The organism is Trinickia violacea (assembly GCF_005280735.1).
GTDB classification, from domain to species: domain Bacteria; phylum Pseudomonadota; class Gammaproteobacteria; order Burkholderiales; family Burkholderiaceae; genus Trinickia_A; species Trinickia_A violacea.
In genome coordinates this window covers 3,919,045-3,940,131 of record NZ_CP040077.1, presented here as the reverse complement: position 1 = coordinate 3,940,131, position 21,087 = coordinate 3,919,045, and the positions used below count along the sequence as shown (strand labels likewise).

The 21,087-nt window shown below is 61.4% G+C and carries 13 protein-coding genes and 2 pseudogenes; 6 read left to right on the top strand and 9 right to left on the bottom strand.

Features of this window, described 5'->3' with window-relative positions; all coding sequences use genetic code 11:
• The first annotated feature begins 166 nt into the window (after positions 1–166).
• Positions 167–1,912, top strand: coding sequence for an FAD-dependent oxidoreductase (locus FAZ95_RS17980; protein WP_137333682.1), 1,746 nt, complete (start codon positions 167–169; stop codon positions 1,910–1,912).
• 715 nt (positions 1,913–2,627) lie between these two features.
• Here FAZ95_RS17980 and FAZ95_RS40095 read toward each other — a convergent pair.
• From FAZ95_RS40095 to FAZ95_RS17955, 4 genes are all read right to left on the bottom strand, one after another.
• On the bottom strand, positions 2,628–4,433 hold the full coding sequence (locus FAZ95_RS40095) for a tetratricopeptide repeat protein (RefSeq protein ID WP_254699742.1): 1,806 nt from the start codon (positions 4,431–4,433) through the stop codon (positions 2,628–2,630).
• Positions 4,434–4,870: 437 nt separating this feature from the next.
• Positions 4,871–5,251, bottom strand: a complete 381-nt coding sequence (locus FAZ95_RS17965) for a hypothetical protein (protein ID WP_137333681.1) — start codon at positions 5,249–5,251, stop codon at positions 4,871–4,873.
• 10 nt (positions 5,252–5,261) lie between these two features.
• Entirely contained in the window at positions 5,262–5,675 is a 414-nt protein-coding gene (locus tag FAZ95_RS17960; RefSeq protein ID WP_137333680.1) for a DsrE/DsrF/TusD sulfur relay family protein, read from the bottom strand.
• A gap of 15 nt (positions 5,676–5,690) precedes the next feature.
• A complete protein-coding gene (locus tag FAZ95_RS17955; protein ID WP_137333679.1) occupies positions 5,691–6,017 on the bottom strand; it encodes a sulfur reduction protein DsrE in 327 nt (108 codons plus the stop codon).
• Between the two features lie 538 nt (positions 6,018–6,555).
• On the opposite strand from FAZ95_RS17955, the gene FAZ95_RS17950 reads away from it, so the two are divergent.
• From FAZ95_RS17950 to FAZ95_RS17940, 3 genes are all read left to right on the top strand, one after another.
• Positions 6,556–7,731: a TIGR03118 family protein gene (locus FAZ95_RS17950; protein WP_137334617.1), complete on the top strand. Its 1,176-nt coding sequence runs from the start codon at positions 6,556–6,558 to the stop codon at positions 7,729–7,731.
• Positions 7,732–8,522: 791 nt separating this feature from the next.
• The gene (locus FAZ95_RS17945) at positions 8,523–9,860 is read left to right on the top strand and encodes a hypothetical protein (protein ID WP_137333678.1); all 1,338 of its coding nucleotides are present in this window, start codon (positions 8,523–8,525) and stop codon (positions 9,858–9,860) included.
• A gap of 211 nt (positions 9,861–10,071) precedes the next feature.
• The gene (locus FAZ95_RS17940) at positions 10,072–10,395 is read left to right on the top strand and encodes a four-helix bundle copper-binding protein (RefSeq protein WP_137333677.1); all 324 of its coding nucleotides are present in this window, start codon (positions 10,072–10,074) and stop codon (positions 10,393–10,395) included.
• A 71-nt stretch (positions 10,396–10,466) separates the two neighbouring features.
• Here FAZ95_RS17940 and FAZ95_RS17935 read toward each other — a convergent pair whose 3' ends face one another.
• Together FAZ95_RS17935 and FAZ95_RS17930 are read right to left on the bottom strand one after the other, a co-directional pair.
• Entirely contained in the window at positions 10,467–11,450 is a 984-nt protein-coding gene (locus FAZ95_RS17935) for a D-alanyl-D-alanine carboxypeptidase family protein (RefSeq protein ID WP_137333676.1), read from the bottom strand.
• A 250-nt stretch (positions 11,451–11,700) separates the two neighbouring features.
• Positions 11,701–11,976, bottom strand: a complete 276-nt coding sequence (locus tag FAZ95_RS17930) for a hypothetical protein (protein WP_137333675.1) — start codon at positions 11,974–11,976, stop codon at positions 11,701–11,703.
• On the opposite strand from FAZ95_RS17930, the pseudogene FAZ95_RS40705 reads away from it, so the two are divergent.
• Positions 11,929–12,078, top strand: a pseudogene (locus FAZ95_RS40705) (DUF3455 domain-containing protein); the annotation flags it as partial. The gene FAZ95_RS17930 and the pseudogene FAZ95_RS40705 overlap by 48 nt on opposite strands.
• A 345-nt stretch (positions 12,079–12,423) precedes the next feature.
• Here the strand turns inward: FAZ95_RS40705 and FAZ95_RS17920 are convergent.
• From FAZ95_RS17920 to FAZ95_RS17910, 3 genes and pseudogenes are all read right to left on the bottom strand, one after another.
• Positions 12,424–13,647: a S53 family peptidase gene (locus FAZ95_RS17920; RefSeq protein ID WP_137333674.1), complete on the bottom strand. Its 1,224-nt coding sequence runs from the start codon at positions 13,645–13,647 to the stop codon at positions 12,424–12,426.
• Between the two features lie 600 nt (positions 13,648–14,247).
• A complete protein-coding gene (locus FAZ95_RS17915; RefSeq protein WP_137333673.1) occupies positions 14,248–14,526 on the bottom strand; it encodes a hypothetical protein in 279 nt (92 codons plus the stop codon).
• A 155-nt stretch (positions 14,527–14,681) separates the two neighbouring features.
• Positions 14,682–14,930 (bottom strand): annotated as a pseudogene (locus FAZ95_RS17910) (transposase); the annotation flags it as partial.
• A gap of 277 nt (positions 14,931–15,207) precedes the next feature.
• Between FAZ95_RS17910 and FAZ95_RS17905 the strand changes: the two are divergent.
• Positions 15,208–20,715: a trifunctional serine/threonine-protein kinase/ATP-binding protein/sensor histidine kinase gene (locus FAZ95_RS17905; RefSeq protein ID WP_137333672.1), complete on the top strand. Its 5,508-nt coding sequence runs from the start codon at positions 15,208–15,210 to the stop codon at positions 20,713–20,715.
• Positions 20,716–21,087: the final 372 nt, after the last annotated feature.

Here is a 21,087-nt window from a genome sequence, read left to right as displayed (position 1 = left end):
TTGCCTCGTTTACACCGGATGTGCGCTGTCGCACGGGAACCCTCCTTGCTTGGCTGTCGGCGCAGGGATGTTGGCGGGTGACGATGACAGCGGCGTTCGAAGATTGCATACAGGCGTTTGCAGCGAGCACGGAAACAACGCCGCAAGAAGATGGGAGCATGGGGATATGTTCATTGATACACGAGGTGTCGAGGAAGGCGTAGAAGTCGAAGCCACGATCTGCATCATCGGAGCAGGCGTGGCGGGCATTACGCTCGCGCTGGAAATGCATCGCCTCGGCATCGACACGTGCTTGCTCGAAAGCGGCGGCTACAAGGCGGACGACGAAACCCGCGACCTCTACCGCGGCGAGAACATCGGCTTGCCGTACTCGTTCGCCGACGGCAGCCGCAGCCGTTTCCTGGGCGGCAGCAGCAATTGCTGGGGAGGCTGGTGCCGGCCCCTCGACCCATGGGACTTCGACAAGCGCGACTGGGTCGCGCATAGCGGCTGGCCATTCGGTCTCGACGAACTCGCGCCGTACTATGCGAGTACCCACGGCTTCCTGAAGCTCGGCCCCAATAATTTCGATCCGGCCTATTGGGAAGGCGCAATCGGCCGCGCCGACGTGCGGCGCGTGCCGCTCGTCACCGGCGAGGTGCGCGATACCGTCTCTCAGTTCAGCCCTCCGGCGCGTTTCGGCAAGCTCTATCGGCAGGACCTGGATCGTTCGACTCACGTGCGCGTGTTCCTGAACGCGAACGCGGTGCACATCGATACCGACAGCGAAGCGAAGACGGTGAAGCGCATCCGGGTCGCGACGCTGTCGGGCCGCCATATGACGGTGGCGGCGAAGCACTTCGTGCTCGCGACAGGCGGCATCGAGAATGCACGGCTTCTGCTTGCGTCGAACGAGGTGCAGGCGGCGGGGCTCGGCAACGGCAACGACGTCGTCGGCCGTTTCTTCATGGATCATCCGCGGCTCACGTCGGGCAGCGTGCGCTTTACCAAAGCGTGGGCGCGCAACAAGCTCTACGACATCAAGTATCACTATCAAAACGCGGCCGTGTCCGCCAACGGCACGTTCATCTCGTCGCAGTTCGCGCTGACGCACGAGGTGCTCGAGCGCGAGGGGCTGCTCAACTCGCGCATGTGGTTCTACTCGCTCTTCTACGGCGAAGGCAGCGCCGGCGCCGAAGCGCTGATCCGCTGCAAGCAGGCGCTCCTGCGCAAGGATCAGCCGGGCTGGAGGCTGCGCGACGATCTCGCGACGATGGCCGCGCACCCGATCGATACGGTCGGCTTCGGCGTGACGCGCCTGTTGCAGCCGCGCCCGCTCATCACCGATGTGAAGATGCAAGCGATCGTCGAAGCGGCGCCGAACCGCGACAGCCGCGTGACGCTGTCGGCGCTGCGCGACCGTCTCGGCATGCCGCGCGTGAAAGTCGAGTGGCGGCTCGATGAATTGGTGAAGCGCACGTTCGATCGCACGTTCGCGCTCGTTGCCGAAGCGCTGCGCGCGGGCGGCGTCGCCGAGGTGACGCTCGATGCGCCGCTGCAAGGCCGCGCCTGGCCTGACGCGCTCGAAGGCACGTGGCATCACATGGGGACCACGCGGATGCACGATTCGCCGAAGGAGGGCGTCGTCGACCGCAATTGCAAGGTGCACGGCATGAGCAACCTGCATATCGCGGGCAGTTCCGTGTTTCCGACGGTCGGCGCGAACTTTCCGACGATCACCATCACGGCGCTCGCCTTGCGTCTCGCCGCGCATCTCGCGGAGGCGCTGGGTAACCCGGAGGCGGTGATCGCATCGACCGATACGCTCGGCGGCGAGCGGCGCGGGATGGAATCGAAGACGATGGAGGCGTTGCCGTTTGCGGCTTCTTCGCTTGCGCATGTGGGGGCTGGTGGGCGTGCTGCTAAGGATTGAGGTTTTTGTCTCGTGCAACTTTGAATTCGTGGCGGGTGCTGGGGTTGTGTCGTTTTGCTTGGGTTTGTGGTGCAACTTTGAATTCGCGGCGGTTCGTATAGTCCGTCCCTCCCCGGGACCGGGGTCACTTTTGTCCTTGCCAAAAGTAACCAAAAGCGCGTCCTGGGCGGACGGCCTAGCCCGGAGGCACTCAACCCTGTTAGTACCGGTGTCCCGAAGGCAACCGTGGGAAACCGTTATCGCTCGCGGTAAGTCCCGTTTACACGCGGCACGGAATTTCGTCCGTTCGCGTCAAATCGACGCTATCGATTTGGCCGCGCTCCAATCCTTTCTTCGCCTTCTTGCCACACGGCCATACCGCCTCCCTCTGTCTAACGGATAGGTTGTTCGGATGACTGATTACCCATACAGTGGTCCGGTGACTTTCACCCAACTCAACCGCTCAAAGCGCCCCAGAGGCAGATTTTGGCCCGACGACGTGTGTTGCTCGACGGACCCATTTCGACTCGAAGGAGCCGGTCAAACTGTATTTTCGATCGGCGGCTGTAGAGCAAATATGAGCCATTCAATCCCTGGGCGCGCGCGAGCCCCCGGGGGCCTGGTCCGCGCAACTCGAGCAGCATCCTGTTCACGGCGACGGGCGATCGAGTTCAGCGACTGCAGCCGGAGTAATGCGCAACCACTTGCCCTGGCGCCCATCACAGAGCGTCGTCCTTCAGATCTGGTTGAACCCGACGCGGGATAGCAGTTCAGAGAATCTGGGATCGAAGCGAGCGCTGTCGAAGGTAGGTTCTGTCCTGAGCTCAATGAAGTCAGGACTGTGCTCATCGTAGGCTTTTTCCAGCCAGCCGAAGGTCTGCTCTTTGTCCCCGAACGAACCAAACACTTTCGCCATGTTGTAGGGGTGGACGTAATGCTTTTCAGATTCCGTCTCCAGCGCATCCACGATCTGCTGCATGGCCGCTCTCATGTCGGCGGCAGCGTAGGTCTGGGCCAGCCCCGTCAGCGCCTCTGTGCTCCTTCCGGAAAGCGTTACAGCCTTCTGCATCTCCTCGATTGCGTCATCGAACAACTTCTGTTGCTGGTAAACCAATCCCAGCCTGAAGTGAAGCAGAAAGTGGTTTGGATCGATTTCCAGGGCTTTACGGAGTTCTTCCCGCGCCTGGTCGTATCGCCGAGCAAGGTACAAGATGATGGCAACAGATGAATTCAGCACTGAATTCAACGGATCCATCTGTTGGGACTGCCTGACCCTGGCAATGGCTTCTTCGGCTCTGCCTGCCATCATGAGATATTCCGCGTACCAATAATAGGCGATCGCGTGTCCTGGATTCAGTTCAATGGCGCGCAGGAAATCCTGTTCCAGATCGACCCAATCCCAATCGTGCAAACGCACATGGGCCAGTGACGCATAAGCCTCGCCCAAATCAGGTTCAATCTGCAGCGCTTTCCTGGCTGCCATTTTCGCTTTATGAAACGTTTCGCGCGCAGGGCTCACGCCGCGACACGCTAGCATCGTGTAAGCATCGGCCACTCCATCATAAGCGGCCGCAAAGTTCGGCTGGTGTCCAATAGCGAGCTGAAAATACTCAATGCTCTTTCGCATTCCTTCTTCGGTGCGCGTGGACCAGAAGTGACGCCCCTTGAGATACGCTTCGTGCGCCCGCGCATCAATGGCAGGAGTACGGTCTAAACGCCCTTGCTCGCGCGGCGTGAGCTTGATCTCGATTTCGCGGGCAATTGCCTTGGCCACCTCGATCTGGAGTGCCAGGATGTCATGTCGGTTCCCCTCGTAGGTCTCGGCCCAAAGGTGCGTTTCGTCACTTACCCGGATGAGCTGCGCCGCAACCCGTAACCGATCTCCGGCACGCCGGACGCTTCCCTCGAGGACGTGGGAAACCCCGAGGTCTTGGCCGATCTGATGAATGTTCTTGGTCGTGGATTTGTAGCGCATCGCCGAAGTCCGGGCGATTACACCCAGGCGCTCCGGGCTAAGCCGGGCAAGTTGGGTGATCATATCCTCAGTCAAGCCCTCACTGAAGTAATCATATTTGTCGCCGCCACCGAGACTTTCGAACGGAAGCACGACCAGTATCACTCGCCCCTCCGAAAGCGATGGATTATTTTGGACCACTAATGCTTCCGGCTCACTCGGCTCGCTTTCCACCAGCGCCCCGCCGTTAGGTTGCAAACGCCCCGCTCCATCCTCAGTGAGCGGCGGCCTTCCTGGGACAGCGGTTACCGGTCGGTGCCGGTTCCGATACAGCGCATCAGCCACAATGATTGCGATCCCGACAAAGACAATCACCGGCCGGGCATCGAGCGCCAAGCGCGACAAATGCTCCACCCTCTCTGGCGTTGCAATATAGCGGATGAGTCGAGCGATGAATTCCTGCGGCGCGAAGCCGGTGATTGCCAAGAGGACGCCCGCAATGAACCATTCGCTAACCCGCGCTCGCAACATCGCCCACATGTACCTCGGTGCTCGCTGTGGGGTTCGTCCGTCTTTTTCATCTTCCATGGCGTCCCCGCATAGAGTCGTGTCGACCAGGCGTTACGGTCCCTGACGCGGCACAGGAAGTTGGGAGGTGGGCTAAGGCGTACACGCCGTCGCAATCTTCGCTCGGCATTCTCTAGCCTACACAAACAGCGCCCATTGTTTCTGTGGCGAGAGGTAGCGCTGCGCTGCGGTCCGCCAATTACCTTCACGTGACTCGAACGATTCGTGCGCGCGGGAGGATCAAGAAGATTGCAATTCGTACCACGCCAACATAGCTACATTAATAACTATCTGCTTTTCTTAGACGAAAATCTATGCACCACCGCGCAGACCGCCCAGCCCCTCCAGTGGATTCGCCCCCTCCGGAGGGGGCACCTCGCTGACGGCATGCCGCAACGGTTGCGAACGAAACGCAAGCATTCCCTCCGGTCAGCAGAATGCGGTGCAGCCTTGAGCCGTTACCAGTGCCAGACCTGATCGACGCGGTCGAACAGGGCGGGGATCTCGGCACGCGCGAGCAGCGTCAGGCCGCCGATGACATCTTCCTGTGCCAGTCCACAGTCGCGCATGTCCTCGGTGACCGCATACACGGCAACGCCGACGCCGATCATTTTTTCCAGATCCTTATCGAGCGCCGGCGGATGGACCTGCCGGCGCGCGCCGAAGGCGAGGCCGGTGGCATCCTGCCCGCGCGCTGCATAGTTCACGGCGCTTCCGCACAGCAGCAGGCTGATGTCCGCGCCGGCGTTTTTCAGCACATGGTTCAGCCACAGGATGGTGTCATCCTGTTCTTCCAGCGTAGCCCGGTACGCTGTCTCAACAATGCTCAGGATTTTCATGGCGCGGCTCCTATTTCGTCGGGATTACCAGCACGGCGTTGCTCTGGATCGCGGAGTCGAGAAAATCTTTCGGGCTGCCGCGGCGGGGACCCTCAATCCAGTCGCCTGCGCCGCGTTCGTCCACACACAGGCCGCAGTTGATCCAATCGAGCTTGACACCCTGCTGGGCAGCGAGTTGAAACAAGGCTGCCACCCAGTCCCTGGTGGTCGGGTGATCCTCCTCCTCCACGGATGTGCCCTTGACTGGATTGGCATGTGGGGCTTGCGCCTTCATGGTCAGATTGACTGCACCTTCGTAGGCGAACACCGTCACGTCATGCCCCCGTCGCAGTGCCGCATCCACAATGCGCAGCGCCGTCGTGCTCGCTGCCTTCTCATACGGGGGATCCATCAGTGCCAGGGTCAATTTCATACCGGTAGCCATCACGTTCTCCTTGATTCAATGCCAAATGGCCTTGGTCCCAGGCACAAAGAGAAGATCCACGAGTTGTCCGATGTCCGCCTTCTGGACACCTTCCGACAGCCGTTCGATCGCCCGTTCGCGCAGGGAGAATTCATCGGCAAGGACGGTGATGCCGCTGCGCGTCAGATCCGCATATCGCTCGCTGAATTTTGCCCCCGGGCGAGTGGAAAGCACGCCGTTCTGAACCAGGAACAGCGTGACCGTGTTGCCCCTCTGGCGTACGCCCCTGAGCAGTTCCTCGACGTGCTGGGTATCCCCGGCACCATATGGATCGCGCGATTCTACGAACAGGTAATTTGCCATGTCAGCCTCCTGCCAGCCTTCAGCCCGAAGAAGCGGTTCCCACCGATTTGTCGCCCCTGTGTCGCGCCCGTTGCAACGTGCACTCGACTCGCCGTGCGGCGCGTGGGCCGCGCACAGCTCATGAACTGGGTATAGCAGAACGGACAGATAGTCCAAGTGACTCTACGTGTCAAAGCTCGGGAAGGCTTATGCGTGTGGTCACGCCGTTGTTGAAGCACGGCACGAGCAGGCAGCTTCTCCGGAGTGTTACGGCAGGGAGCGAATTGAACGGCCCGGCGGCGTCGGGAAATTCGCCGCTCGAGTTCTATGACAGTGCCGTGAATTTATCGTGACTCAGTCAAAGTAGCTTGCTTAAAGCACGTTCTGATCTATGAATCGAATCGAACGGCTCGCCGTCGACCCTATCGCGTCATTCGAACGGGTGGCAATTCGAAGCTTTTTTAAAGTACAGCGGGAATATTTGAAGGACAGCGGTCGTTTAGCCTCTGGCGCCAACTCGCGGAGCAAGTTCTCGCCGGTCAGACTAAGGAGGGAAGTCATGTCTCAGGTCTCTTGGGCTCTCAAAGCGGCGGCCGTGATCGTCCTCGCCGCCGGTTTCGCAATCGGGCATGCCGCTGACGATGATGCTTACGTCGTCACACCACTTGTGTCCAACGTGGCAGGCGCTGCCCCGAAGCAAGACACGGTGCTACAGAACGCTTGGGGTATTGCCTTCAGTCCGGCAGCAAGTCCATTCTGGATCAACGACAATGCCACCGGCTGCGCCACGCTGTATGACGGCGAGGGGACAAAAGTGCCGCTGCAGGTTTCCATCCCGCTGCCAGGCAATGTCATACCGGCCACCGCGTGTCATCCCGTCTTTCCCAACACGAATCCCACGCCTGCGGCGCCGACCGGAATGGTGTGGAATCCCTCACCGGCGTTTCTCGTGCCAGGTACCACGATCCCGGCCGTATTCATCTTCGCGACCGAGGACGGCACGATTTCCGATTGGGCCGGTGGCTTGAATCCGGCGACCAACGCCGTGATCGCGGTCGATAACTCGTCCAATCCCTCCGCCGCCAACGGGGCCGTATATAAGGGTCTCGTCTTCGGTGTGAACGCGAACGGAGTATTCCTGTTTGCAACGAACTTTCGCGCGGGTCGGATCGATGTATTCGGGCCGAGCGGCGGTGCGAGCGGCTTGTTCACGCCCGCAACGACGGACGGCGGCTTCACCGATCCGCACATCCCAGCTGGCTACGCGCCGTTTGGTATCGCGAACATCGATGGTGACCTTTTCGTCACCTATGCGCTGCAGAACGCTCAGAAGCACGACGACGTTGCTGGCAACGGTCATGGATTCGTCGATGTATTCGATACAGACGGCCACCTGCTGCGCCGCTTCGCCAGCCGAGGGGCGCTCAACTCGCCTTGGGGAATGACGCGGGCATCGTTTGCGTTCGGCCGCTTCAGCGGCAAGATCCTGATTGGCAACTTCGGCAATGGTCGAATCAATGTCTTCAACGATGACGGCACGTTCGTTGATCAGCTGGAGGATCCGTACGGCAATCCACTGGCTATCGACGGCTTGTGGACCCTGACACGAGGTGGCGGCCGCAACTCGAGCTCGGATACGCTGTACTTCTCGGCAGGTCCTAACCAAGAGACCAATGGACTATTCGGTACCATAGCTCCGACGAGCGTCTCGAATGCAAAAGAGCACAGGCAATAGCCGACAGTCGCGCGCGGTTCCGTGTGCAGCTTCCTGGCGGTGACCTCGTCACCGCCAGGCAGTGGCAAGCGTGCAGCGCGATTGGGCTGAAGGTGCCCCTCACGAACATCGCGCACAAGATGAGCGTAGACCTCCCCCACATTGATCGTTGTACCTACCGGAGACCGCGGCCTCGTCCGGGAGTTGCACGTTCAGCACAACGGAAGCCTCCTGATGACTCAATGCATCGTCTGCATTGCTCGACGTGAGGGGAAAAACAAGGCCGTCCCCTTTGAATGCGCCTGCGTAATGCACCCACGCTTCGTACTTAAATATTCTTGAATAGAGCTACCGGCTTGTTCAGCGCGGCCGTAGGCGATAGACGACTGGGGGCAGCGATATTGCGATAAGTTTTCTATCATGAGCCAGTGAGCTATGAAAACGTTGCTACCCACGCGGCCGACAAATCGGACCATCGGACGGGCGGTCGGACGCGGTGTTGGCATGCTTTTCAGTCAGGCCTCAATGTTGGCGCGAGACGATGCGGATGATCGTAGTGCCCGCCGCGAGTCTGCTTGCGGTTCGCAAAGCTCAAGCGACGCCGTCCGGTACCGCCCGTTTGCAGAGGTCTGGCATAAGGACTTTTGACTCCGGCGTGCCCAGGCGCATGCGGCTTTCGCAGCAGCTTGGCCGGTCGGGTTCGCCTGACAAGCGTACGCAGCTCCTCATTGAACAGGAGCTTCGCACGAAATACCGTGGGTGCCTGCGAAGGTGCACGTGGCCCGCCCGCCATGCCTGGCAAGGAAGTCGAGATGTCTCACGAACTCTACATCCAGGTACTTAGCGCGATGTTCCTGTTCTGGAATGGGGCGCGCATCCTGACGTACCTTCCGACCATTGGCAAACTCCTCGCGAGGGATGCAGACGTGCGCAGTCACAGTCTGCTCAGCTGGGGAAGCTGGGCTATCAGCAATGGCACGTTCGCACTCATGCTCCTCGAAATGAGCCGGGGAATTCCAAATGGGATGTTCTGGATGAATCTGGCCAACACGCTGATGTGCGTGATCGTTTCGGTCATCATTCTCTTCAGGAGGTTCCCTGGGCTGCACACAAGTGTGAGCAAAGTCTATCGAAAGATCACGCGAAAGCAGTCGAGGGCTGGCGCCGTGTCCGGACAGCCGGGGTTGCTGCATCGGGGTGCAGGGAGCCTGGCCGTGGGCGCCAATCTTGCAGTTGATCCAGTACCGGCCGCATCGCCTACGCGGTTTGGACGCCCCGAGCTTTGGGTTGCGTGGGCCAGCGCATTGGCCTTCGGGGTCGTGGGTGCCGTCACGTATGATGTCTGGCCCAACCATCATGACCAGAGCACCTCCGTCGAATCGAAGGCGAGCACACAGCAAGTGCTCGAGATAACCGGACCGGCATCGCCGAAGCAACAAGTGTCTTCGTCCGGGCCGGTCACGCCCTCAACCGCACCTTCTGCTCGCGCAACCGCACTCGCCCGTACCGCACTCGCCCCGCCTACGCCGTCCACTTCGTTCGAACGCCGCGCAGCACCTTCCCGGGGTTCTGCTACCCCGCGGCCAGCTACAAAGCAGCCTCGCAAAGCGGGCAACGGCGCGCCCCAGAATCGCAGGAATTGGGCGTCGCACTTTATGGCTAGCGTGCGGCAGGCGTTCGGGATCACCCGATCGACGCCACCAAAGCAACAGATGTCTTCGCCCGGTCGTGTTGCGCCATCATCGTCGGCTTCTTCTCGCGGAACTGCGGTTTCCCGTGCTGAGATCGCCCGGCACGCACCTTCCGCTCCGTTCGATCACGGCGTTGTGCCGTCCCGGGGTTTCGCTGCACCGCAGTTTGCTACGGGGCGGCCTGGTCGTGCGGGCGATTTCGCCACGCAGGATCGCCTCCGTCCTGCGCGACCCGTTCCCGTGTATGAAGCGCCGCCAACCGTCGTCTTTGAAGCGGCTCCCGTCGTCGTATACGAGGGACCCCCAGTCGTGTATCAGGAGCCTCCCGTCATGTACGCGCAAGCGCCCGATGCCTATGGCCACGGATATGAGGGCGAGTACAGGGACCGCCGGCAATGGCACGACAATGGCTGGCACAAGGGCTGGAAACATCGTCAGTATGAGGAGGACGACGATTAATGCCTGCCGCCCGGCAAACTGCCCGCGCAAACGCTAGCTGGCACATTGACCTCCAGGAGTTTTTGCTATGTGGCGATAGGGCAACGAGTCGACGGGCGCTCCAGCTGATTCAACCTGGGGAAACTCGGCGAGACAAAAGAAACCGTGTCGAGTACCTGCAGGGCAAGACGCGCGTGAAAGCCCATTATTTTTCGAGTCTGGAGCCTGGTAAATGAACACCGAAACCTATCAGCCATGTATTGAAGCCTGTGATGCTTGTGCCGCCGCCTGCGACCGCTGCGCATCCGCCTGCCTCAGCGAACCGGGTGTCGCGAACATGGCCAAGTGTATTCGCCTCAACGCCGACTGCGCTTCGCTATGCCGCTTCACATCCGCGGCGTTGGCTCGGCAAAGCCATTTGGCCCCCGAGTTTTGCGCGCTTTGCGCACGGATCTGTGATGAGTGCGCCGACGAATGCGCACGGCATGCACCGGAGCACTGTGGTACATGCAGCGATGCGTGCCGGATGTGCGCGGAAGCGTGCCGTGCAATTTAGCTCAGTACGGTCAGTCGGTCTCCACCTCCGCCTCGCATTCGACGGGCACACCCAGAGGCGACATCATGCGCTCAGGCGGCAACATGCGTGTGGTGTTCCCGCTTGCCGGCATGGTGATTGACGGTCTGCCGGTGCGCGCCGGACGCCGAACCTGTCCGGTACGATGCGAACCGCATCTTGACGCGATGCGAACGCGCGAGCATCAAATGGTGATGATGCAGCCGAGCGCTTGCGTAATAGGGCGGCTCGACGACCGGCGTTTCGTCGCCGTTCAGCCATCGGCGTATCGTGACGAGATCGGTGGAGCGCCCCCATGATGTTTGCGCGCCGAGCAGCGCAATCATCACCTGGCCATTCGGCATGTTCGCATCGACCACGATGCAGCGTCCCGCCTCGCGGATATAGCCGGTCTTTGCGACCAGAACGTCCCAATCGGCTGTGCGGACTATCGGGTCGGTGTTGTGATAGAACCTCGTCCGCGTGCCGATCTCCTCTTCATAGCGGGGAAGCGTCGTGTATTCGCTGATCAACGGATAGTGCGCCGCGGCTTCCGCCATCATCACGACGTCGCGTGCCGTCGAGAGATTGTCCGGCGAGAGCCCGGTTGGATCGTCGAAGTGCGTATTGGCCATATGCAGCGCGTGCGCCTTTTCGTTCATCTTCTGGATGAACGCTGGCTGGCCGCCCGGGAACGCACGCGATAGCGCGGACGCCGCGCGGTTCTCGGACGACATGAGCGCAAGGCGCAGCATCTCTCCCCGTTGGAGTGACGCACCGATCGGGATGCGGGACCCCGAGTGCTTGAGCCGATCGATGTCGTTATCGTCGACGGTCACGGTGTCTCCCAGCGACTGGGCGCTGTCCAGCACGACCATCGCCGTCATCAGCTTGGTGAGCGACGCGATCGGCTGGACGTCGTCGGCGTTCTTTTCCAGCAGGACTTCGCCGCGCCCGACGTCGTAAACGATTGCGCTACGTGAATAGAGGAATGGCGTTTCGGCCCACGCGACGAACGGCGCAGAGGCGAGCAGTAGCGCGCTGAGGAAGTTCTTCATGGCGTTCACACCTGAGGACAGCAATCAAGTGATGGCGGGTCCAACGTGCAGGATTGTCCCCAACCACTAAACTGTAGTCGCTCATTGCAGGGATGAATGTGTGAAAGAGGAAGGAATTTTTTGTCCCTGGAAGGCCAACGATGAGGCCTGACGCTGGTCCGGCCAAGCCTACTGAAATAGCGGACGGATGTCCGCGCTCTCGGGGCCGATCCGAGCAACGGCCTCGAACGCGCTTGGGCCACCTACCGGTTCAGTAAAACCGCTCCCTGGCATGTGCGATATATGCCACCTCCCGTCCGGGAGCGCGTTGCTCGGCTTCGAGCAGCGCAATTTCGGCCCGTGCTGCTGAATCCTGTCCGAAGTTCAGGATCTCTTGCCAAGGCGTGTCTGCGCTCGGTTCGGGCAATGTGTTCAGGATCGTTCGGATCACCGTCGAAGGGCCCGACTCAACGGGTGAGTCCTCCACACCGGTCGCAACGCGGCGAACGTTCTCAATGGCACGCTCTCCGGCGTACGCTTCGTCCAACGGCTCGACACCGTTGGCGGTATGCCACTAACTGCTTCCTGCCGAGCCGAGCACGCGATGACGCGCTTTCCGTATTTCGCGCGATATGTGTTTTTTAAGTGATCGGCAGAATCTCTCGCGCCTGCCAGAGTTCTTCGCGCGAAGCGCGAAACAGTTCCACGGCCTGGACGTGCGCACCGGACCGCTGCCCGACAAGTCGATTTTGCGACGACGGCCTGCAGTCGACCCAACTGAGCCATTCAGGCACGATTCACCACTGTCCGCTTTCAGTCCGAGTTGGGCCCATCGTCGGTGACCGTTCGCCGCGCTAGTCTGGCAAAGCTGCTCTCACGTCTTCTCACAACGGCCGCACAGGAGCATCACGTAGCCCCCGAGAGGTTCGCGTCCAGGTTTCGGGGGACACCTCAATGTGGCGGGAACCAGATTGATAGACGCGGCGCAGACGGATCACGGTTGGTTAGCGAGTCCCTGAACTAAATTCAGTGCTTGTGGAGAGCCGAGGCCCGTCACATAGTCGTATCCGCCACTAGCGTTGCAGATTGCACCGCAGGTGCCGTTGTTGCCCGCCGTCACGTCGTGGTAGTCGCTGCCATACGCCGATTGTCCCGCCGTATAGAGCCGGCTGTACGTACCGTCGAGGTGCGATTTGCCCGCCGCTGCACGCATCGAATTGGCGATGGCGAACAGTGCTGCCCATTGCGGTGCGCCGGCACTGGTGCCACCGACCTGGAACCAGCCTGATTGACCTTGATATGTGACCGAGTCGTAAACCGCGAATCCCGAATTCGGATTGCCGTCGTAGCTCACGTCGGGAATGCCACGGTGGCCCGCGTATGGAATGGGCCATGCTGCCTGCCCGGACGGCTCCGGCTCATAGGCGCTCACCCCGCCACCACTGCCAGTCCAGGCGGTTTCACCGACGTAGTTGCCATACGCGTCGGAGGATAGTGTTGTGCCGCCAACTGACACGACGTACGGCGACGCCGCCGGGTATTCCGCACCATTGCCGCTGTCGCCCGACGATGCGACGAAGGTGACGCCTGAGCTCGCGCTGAAATGGCCGTCGAAGCTCCCTTCCGAACTGAACTCAACGCCGCCGAAGCTCATCGAGACAACGGACGCACCATTTTTGACGGCAACGTCGACGGCCTTCATCAAGTCGCTGAAACTGTTCGATGCGGCCTCAACCAGGATGATCTTCGCGTTCGGCGCGATCGCATGCGCCCATTCGACGTCGAGCGATATTTCAAGCGACCAGCCCGAATCGGCTTTAAGCCTGCCGCTGCTCGCGTAGATCTTCTTGAAGCAGCCGTTCGCGGTGGTACAGGCGGGCAGCGAGAGGGTCGAGTTGAATACACCCAGATCCGACTCGATCTTCGGGTCGTCGTACGCGTCGACGATCGCGATCACCATGCCGTCGCCCTGGTTCGCGATAGTGTCGAAGCCGTACGCGTGCCGTATGGACGTGGGCGTCAGTCCAACGACGGATGTGGCGGAGGCATGATGTGCCTTGTTGACGTGAAAAGGCGGGCGCGCAAAGCCCTTCGGCACACGAGTGCCTTCGACGTACGATGAAGATTGTTCGTCGCCCTGGGCGAGCGCGAAAGTGGACACGAAGGCCGGTATGCACACAGCCGTTACCAACATCAACGACAACAAACGGCTCTTCATCCTTTGGTCTCCTCGCTAATCACGCCGACAACCCAGCACCATCTGTTATAACGGCTGTTTGTCGCTCAAACTTTAGGCCGACCACCTGAGGGGCAGCGGTGGTGAGAACGGGCTTGTCATCAGCCGCCGCATTCCTAGAAGTCGCAAAGTTGTCACCGTCCTCGCGTAGTCCCTTGTGGGGTTGATCCTCCTACGATCGAATCCGTGCAGTGGCGATCTTACGGATAACGGTGCGCTCGAGAGTGTCTGATAGCGCGCACTTCGCGCCCGTGACTCGTCCCGCGTTGTCCAAGCGAGCGAGAGAGGCACGGTGCATGTATTGACAGAAGTAGGCACGTAGTCTCGCGTTGCCTTTCAGAGGCTTGCCCACGATGGCTCACGAGACTCATGAGCCTCGGTAATGGCTGAAACAGAAGTGAGAACGGCCATTCGCCCCCGAGCCACTGGAGACGGCTTTTGGCCGATCTCGGAAGTTCATCAGCGAGGTGGCGGCTGCCGCTCCGTCCGCCGGCTGAACTTCCGTAACCGACCCGAAGCGGTCTATCGATCGCAGAAAATCGACTGGCCGGTATGCGAACTCATCCGGCCGCTCGACCCAGATCAGAACCGGTTCCCCATGCAGGATAGCGGCATGAATATGTTTTCGTGGCTGTGCGCGGCCGGCGCGATTATCCTCTGGTCGTCGTTCGCGACGCTGGTCTCCCACGCGCCGGACGTGCCCCCGCTATTGCCGACGGGCGTGGTGCCGGCGTCGGGGAGTGTGATTTGTCTGCGCGGCGCGGATTGCGTCACGAAGATGGCCGGCGCGATGGTCAGCTTCGGCGGCGCATTGACGCAATCGGTTTCGTCTCGGGTGGCCTGGCGTTCAGTCTGTCGCATGCCGTCGTGTATGCGATGGCGAGCGTTGTCAGGCTGGCGGAGATGGCCAGGTCACGGGGTAGATAATAGGCATCCTTATCAACGAGCGTTGACGACTGCTTCGTCCACTGTCCCAGACATGCCACGCAATTAAGGCCGCGTCGTCCAGACCCAGGCAGGCGGCATAACCATCGATACGCAACGTTAAGATGTACCTCTTCGCATGACCTGCGCCCGGACCGGACACCGAAGCAATAGCCCACGATCAACACGCGGATCATGAGCCCTGGATCAATCGATGGCCATCCCATCGGGCTGTAGAACGGCGCGGGATGCTGACGTCGATCACGAAGGTCGAGGAAGCAAGCGACGCCTCTCAACAGATGCTCGCGAGGGACGTGCCTGTCGATGTAAAAAGTTCCGATGCCCGTTGACCCATCCTTTCATCAGACTTCGCGCGGGTATCTTCCTCGCCGAAACGGCCTCAGTGGTGCCTGGCCCGATGCCGGAGGCAGTCGACGTAGCGTGAACGCCGGCCCCGACAAGTTCCTCCGACTACTATCGATGGCACTACGGTCGCCGAGGTGTATGCTGATTTGATCCTAGCTTTCCTGTGAACGAATGTAGCGTCTCAACCGATGACGGGCGGCGGCATGATGGTAGCCTTCGCCCGATAAAGACCTGCATAGGGTTCCGGTGCCAATGGGTAACAGCCTCCAGATCCTGTGGGACGATGGCGAGCGCGTCCTGTGTCGAGGGCGGCGCCCGGGTAAAGGCGGCAGCCACAACGTCCTGCTGGTGCGGCCCTCCGCCGAACATCCATTACCCGCCAGCCTTGATCGCCTCGTTCACGCGTTTGGCCTGAAGGACGAACTCGATGGCGCGTGGGCAGTGCGGCCGCTGGAACTAGTGCGCGAAGGCGGCCGGACCCTGCTGGTGCTCGAGGACCCGGGCGGTGAGCCGCTCGCGCGTTTGCTCGGCGCGCCGATGGAGATGGGAGATTTTTTGTCGCTCGCTGCCGGCATCGCCGCGGCGCTAGGCAAGCTTCACCAGCGCGGCCTCGTCCATAAGGATCTCAAGCCCGCGCATATCCTCGTACATTGCGCCGACGGACAGGTCCGGCTCACCGGCTTCGGCCTCGCCTCTCGGTTGCCGCGTGAGCGACAGGCGCCCGAACCGCCCGAGACGATCGCCGGCACGCTCGCTTATATGGCACCCGAGCAGACTGGCCGGATGAACCGCTCGATCGATTCGCGCAGCGACCTCTATGCGTTCGGTGTCACGCTCTACCAGATGCTGACGGGCGCGTTGCCGTTTACGGCTGCTGACCCCATGGAATGGGTGCACTGCCATATCGCCAGAAAGCCGGTGCCGCCGTGCGAGCTGGTGGAGACCGTCCCTGCCGCAGTCTCCCACATCGTCATGAAGCTGCTCGCCAAGACGGCGGAAGAGCGCTACCAGACCGCCGCCGGTGCTGAGCATGATCTGCAGCATTGCCTCGCCGACTGGCAACGTCGGCACCGGGTCGATGCCTTCCCACTGGGCGAACACGACACGCCTGACCGGTTGCTGATACCCGAGAAGCTGTATGGGCGGGAGCGCGAGGTCGACACCCTGGTCGCCACGTTCGATCGGATCGTTGGGAGCGGCCCACCTGAGCTGGTGCTGGTCTCCGGCTATTCCGGCATCGGCAAATCCTCGGTCGTCAATGAACTGCACAAAGTGCTGGTGCCGCCGCGGGGGCTCTTCGCGTCCGGCAAGTTCGACCAGTACAAGCGCGACATCCCCTATTCGACGCTGGTCCAGGCGTTTCAGAGCCTGGTGCGCCCGCTGCTCGGCAAGCCCGACACGGAGCTGGCGAGCTGGCGCGACGCCTTGCTGGAGGCGCTGGAGCCCAATGCCCGGCTCATGACGGACCTCATCCCCGAACTGAAGCTGATCGTCGGAGAGCCGCCACCCGTCCCGGCACTCGAGCCAAAACTGGCGCAACGCCGTTTCATGCTCGTGTTCCGACGTTTCATCAGTGTATTTGCCCGGGCGGAACATCCGCTTGCGCTCTTTCTCGACGACCTGCAGTGGCTCGACGCCGCGACGCTCGACCTGCTCGGGGATCTGTTGACGGGCTCGGACCTGCGGCACCTGATGCTGATCGGCGCCTACCGGGACAACGAGGTCGATGCCACGCATCCGCTGACCCGCAAGCTCCAGGCCATCAGGAACGCGGGCGTCAAGATCAATGAGATCACGCTGGCGCCGCTCGCCTGTGTGCATGTCAGGCAGTTGATCGCGGAGGCGCTTCACTGCGAGCCGGCGCGCATCGCGCCCCTGGCGCAACTGGTCCATGACAAGACGGGTGGCAATCCGTTCTTTGTCATCCAGTTTCTGCACGCGCTTGCCGAAGAAGATCTGCTCACCTTTGATCATGACGCGGGGCAGTGGTGCTGGGATCCCGGTCGCATCCATGCCAAGGGTTACACCGACAACGTCGTGGACCTGATGGTTGGCAAGCTAAGCCGGCTGCCGGCTGGGACGCGGCACGCGTTGGAGCAGCTCGCCTGTCTCGGGAACGTCGCCGGGATCACGACACTGTCAACCGTTCTCGGCATTCCGGAGGCACAGGTCCACGCGGCGTTGTGGGAGGCGATGCATCAGGAACTGGTCGAGCGGAGGGAGAGCTCTTACAGGTTTGGTCACGACCGTGTTCATGAAGCCGCCTATTCGCTGATCCCCGAAGCCTCGCGGACCTCGGCCCATCTGCGGATCGGGCGACTGCTCGCCGCGCGCACGCCCCCGAAAAAGCGGGAGGAGGCGATCTTCGAGATCGTCGGTCAGCTCAATCGCGGCGCCGCGCTGATCACCGAAGAGGGCGAACGGGAGCGGCTGGCCGAATTCAACCTGCTCGCTGGCCAGCGCGCCAAGGCGTCGACGGCATACTCATCAGCGCTCACCTATCTCGTCGCCGGTGCGGAACTATTGGGCGACGATTGCTGGGAGCGCCGGCATGAGCTGATCTTTGCGCTGGAACTGAACCGGGCCGAATGCGAATTTTTGACCGGGCAGTTATCGGTGGCAGACGAGCGCCTGGCGGCGCTATCGAATCGGGTCACGACAACGGTCGAACGCGCCAGCGTCGCGTGCCTGCACCCCGATGTCTGCACGACTCTCGATCAGAGCGACCGTGCGGTCGCTGTGTGCCTTGCGTACCTCCGGCATGTCGGCATCGAATGGTCACCTCATCCGGACGACGAGGAGGTGCGACGGGAATACGAGCGCATCGGGACACAGCTTGGGGACCGGACCATCGAGGAACTCATCGATTTACCGGTGATGGACGACGCGGCCTCCCTCGCGACCGTCGAGGTGCTGGGCAAGCTTTTCGCGCCCGCCTTGTTTACAGATGCGAACCTGGTTACCCTGATGACCTGCAAGGCGGTCAGTCTCAGCCTCGAGCGTGGCAACTGTGATGCTTCATGTTTGACCTATGTCATGCTTGGCAGGATCGCCGGGCCGCGTTTCGGTGACTACCAGGCCGGATTCCGGTTCGCCCAGCTCGGCTATGAACTCGTCGAACGGTGTGGGCTAAGACGGTTCGAGGCGATCACGTATCAGTGCTTCGCGGTTTTCGTCATGCCCTGGATGAAACACGTGCGGTTTCGCCGTGATCTGCTGCGCAGTGCTTTTGAAGCGGCGAACCGGATCGGAGACCTCACGTCTGGAGCGTACGCGTGCAACAATCTGAACTCGGGCTTCCTTTTCGCGGGCGAGTCGCTTCCTGAGGTGCAAGTCGAAGCCGAACACGGCCTTGCGTACGCCGGGAAGGCGCGGTTCGGCCTTGTCATCGACATCATCACCACACAACTCGCGCTGATCCGGATGCTCCGTGGCCTGATGCCGACGTTCGGCTGCCTTGACGACGAGCAGTTCAATGAATTTCGCACCGAAACCCATCTGTCCAGCAACCCAGGCCTGGCAATAGCTGAGTGCTGGTACTGGATCCGGAAATTGCAGGGGCGCTATCTTGCCGGCGACCACGCGGCGGCCATGGATGCCGCATCGAAGGCGCAACGGCTGCTCTGGACTACATCCTCGTTCATTGAGGAAGCCGAATATCACTTTTACGGCGCGCTGGCCCGGGCCGCCTGGTACGAGTGCGCCCCGGCCGACGAGCGGCGCCGGCACCTGGACGATGTTGCTGCACATTACCAGCAACTCCAGATCTGGGCGAAAAACTGCCCAGAGAATTTTGCGGACCGCGCCGCGCTGGTCGGTGCCGAGATTGCCCGGATCGAAGGCCGCGTGGTGGATGCCGAACAGCTTTACGAGCAGGCCATCCACTCGGCGCGGGAAAGCGGCTTTGTTCACGGTGAGGCACTCGCCAACGAACTGGCGTCCCGCTTTTACGCGGCGCGCGGTTTCGGGAAGATTGCGCGTGTGTATCTGCAGGACGCCCGCTACGGCTATCTGCGTTGGGGAGCCGATGGGAAGGTGCGGCAACTCGAGGAGAGGTATCCCTACCTGAGGGCGGAAGAGCCTGCGACTGGGCCGACGACCACGATTTCAACGCCAGTCGAACACCTCGATCTCGCGACGGTGATCAAGGTGTCGCAGGCCGCCTCGGGCGAGATCGTGCTGGACAAGCTGATCGAGATGGTCATGCGTACGGCCATCGAACAGGCGGGCGCCGAACGAGGCGTGTTGATTCTGTCGGCTGACGGCGAAGAACGGATCGCGGCGGAAGCGCTGACCACCGGCGACGCGCCCAGGTTGCAGTTGCGCGATGTTCCCGTTAGCACGGCGATGCTGCCAGAGTCGATCCTCTATCATGTCCTGCGCACCCGGGAGAGCGTCTTTCTTGACGATGCCGCGGCTGAGTCCCCGTTCGCCGCAGATCCCTATATCCGTCAGCATCGCGCCCGTTCAATTCTCTGCTTCCCGTTGATGAATCAGGCGAAGCTCACCGGCGCGCTCTACCTCGAAAACAGTCTGACTGCCCGCGTGTTCAGTCCGGCCCGGATCGCCGTGCTGAAGCTGTTGGCCTCGCAGGCCGCGATTTCGCTGGAGAATGCCCGCTTGTACCGCGATCTTGCGGAGCGCGAAGGGAAGATCCGGCGCCTGGTCGACGCCAACATCATCGGGATCGTCGTCTGGAATGCTGGGGGCGACATTCTAGAGGCCAATGACGAATTTCTTCGCATGGTGGGATACGAGCGGGAGGATCTTCTCTCGGGTCGCGTGGGCTGGAGGGATCTGACGCCGCCAGAATGGCTCGAGCGCGACGAACGGGCCCTGGCAGAGATCGGGGCGACGGGGCGCGCGCAGCCTTTCGAGAAGGAGTACATCAGGAAGGACGGCAGCCGCGTGCCCGTCATGCTCGGTGCGACCGCTTTCGAAGCAAGCCGGAAGGAAGGTGTCGCTTTCGTGCTCGATCTGAGCGAGCGTAAGCGCGCGGAGGCCGAAGCGCGCGAAAGCGAGCGGCGCTATCGCGAGGTGCAGGCCGAACTCGCACACGCGAACCGTGTCGCAACCATGGGCCAGCTTACGGCCTCGATCGCCCACGAAGTCAACCAGCCAATCGCCGCAACGGTGGCCAACGCCCATGCCGCGCTGCGGTGGCTGCGCGCCCAGCCTCCCAACGTCGACGAGGTAGGGCAGGTGCTCGGGCTTATTGTCAAGGACGCAGCTCGGGCGGGGGACGTGCTCGGCCGGATCCGCGATCTGGTCAGGAAGGCGCCGCCGCGGAAGGAGCCGGTGGACATCAACGAGGCGATCCGCGAGGTGATCGAGCTCACGCGTGGCGAAGCCACGAAGAGCGGCGCCTCGGTACAGCCGCAACTCGCGGACGGCTTGCCATTCATCGAAGGAGACCGTGTCGAACTGCAACAGGTGCTCCTTAACCTGATCATCAACGCGCTCGAGGCAATGAGCGGCGTCAGCGATAGCTCGCGACAGTTGTTCGTCAGTACGGACAAAGCCGACTCTGACTGTGTGCTCGTGACTGTGCACGATTCAGGGCCGGGTTTTGCTCCGCACGGCGCGGAGGACGTTTTCGCGCCCTTCTACACCACGAAGCCTACCGGTTTGGGGATGGGGCTGTCGATTTGCCGTTCGATCATCGAAGCGCGCGGCGGCCGGTTGTGGGCAAGTGCGAACGTGCCCCGCGGCGCTGTCGTTCAATTCGCTGTGCCAGCCCATCCAGTCGTTTCGTCGTGATTGCCGCGCAGGAGCGAGGACCTCTGGGCGTTACGCTATCCAGCGTGAACGCGCGACACAGAATTGAAGTGAGTCCTGGCGCGATTTATCGCCGCAGCGAACGACATCAGTATCGATTGCCGCGCTCACGTCCGTTGCCAGGAACAGAGCCGACGTTCGAATGTACATGTGCGAGTGCAGGCTAGCGTCTGCTTCTGGCCGACTGCCGCCCGACGCGGCCGGCCGTATCCGACCGAGGGTGTGTGAAAACGCGAAACCACTCGGTCTTAGGGTGTCGCTTCACCCTTCCCGAGTCGCCGCCAAGCCAATACAGCACGATCTGAAGGGTCGAGTTTTTCGATCGGCACGTGTGACGTGGGTTTTCACACACTC

Excerpts from the sequence above, each read along its gene's own strand:
- FAZ95_RS17980 (WP_137333682.1), top strand. The coding sequence starts at position 167 with ATGTTCATTGATACACGAGGTGTCGAGGAAGGCGTAGAAGTCGAAGCC.
- FAZ95_RS40095 (WP_254699742.1), bottom strand. The coding sequence starts at position 4,433 with ATGGAAGATGAAAAAGACGGACGAACCCCACAGCGAGCACCGAGGTAC.
- FAZ95_RS17965 (WP_137333681.1), bottom strand. The coding sequence starts at position 5,251 with ATGAAAATCCTGAGCATTGTTGAGACAGCGTACCGGGCTACGCTGGAA.
- FAZ95_RS17960 (WP_137333680.1), bottom strand. The coding sequence starts at position 5,675 with ATGGCTACCGGTATGAAATTGACCCTGGCACTGATGGATCCCCCGTAT.
- FAZ95_RS17955 (WP_137333679.1), bottom strand. The coding sequence starts at position 6,017 with ATGGCAAATTACCTGTTCGTAGAATCGCGCGATCCATATGGTGCCGGG.
- FAZ95_RS17950 (WP_137334617.1), top strand. The coding sequence starts at position 6,556 with ATGTCTCAGGTCTCTTGGGCTCTCAAAGCGGCGGCCGTGATCGTCCTC.
- FAZ95_RS17945 (WP_137333678.1), top strand. The coding sequence starts at position 8,523 with ATGTCTCACGAACTCTACATCCAGGTACTTAGCGCGATGTTCCTGTTC.
- FAZ95_RS17940 (WP_137333677.1), top strand. The coding sequence starts at position 10,072 with ATGAACACCGAAACCTATCAGCCATGTATTGAAGCCTGTGATGCTTGT.
- FAZ95_RS17935 (WP_137333676.1), bottom strand. The coding sequence starts at position 11,450 with ATGAAGAACTTCCTCAGCGCGCTACTGCTCGCCTCTGCGCCGTTCGTC.
- FAZ95_RS17920 (WP_137333674.1), bottom strand. The coding sequence starts at position 13,647 with ATGAAGAGCCGTTTGTTGTCGTTGATGTTGGTAACGGCTGTGTGCATA.
- FAZ95_RS17915 (WP_137333673.1), bottom strand. The coding sequence starts at position 14,526 with ATGCGACAGACTGAACGCCAGGCCACCCGAGACGAAACCGATTGCGTC.
- FAZ95_RS17905 (WP_137333672.1), top strand. The coding sequence starts at position 15,208 with ATGGGTAACAGCCTCCAGATCCTGTGGGACGATGGCGAGCGCGTCCTG.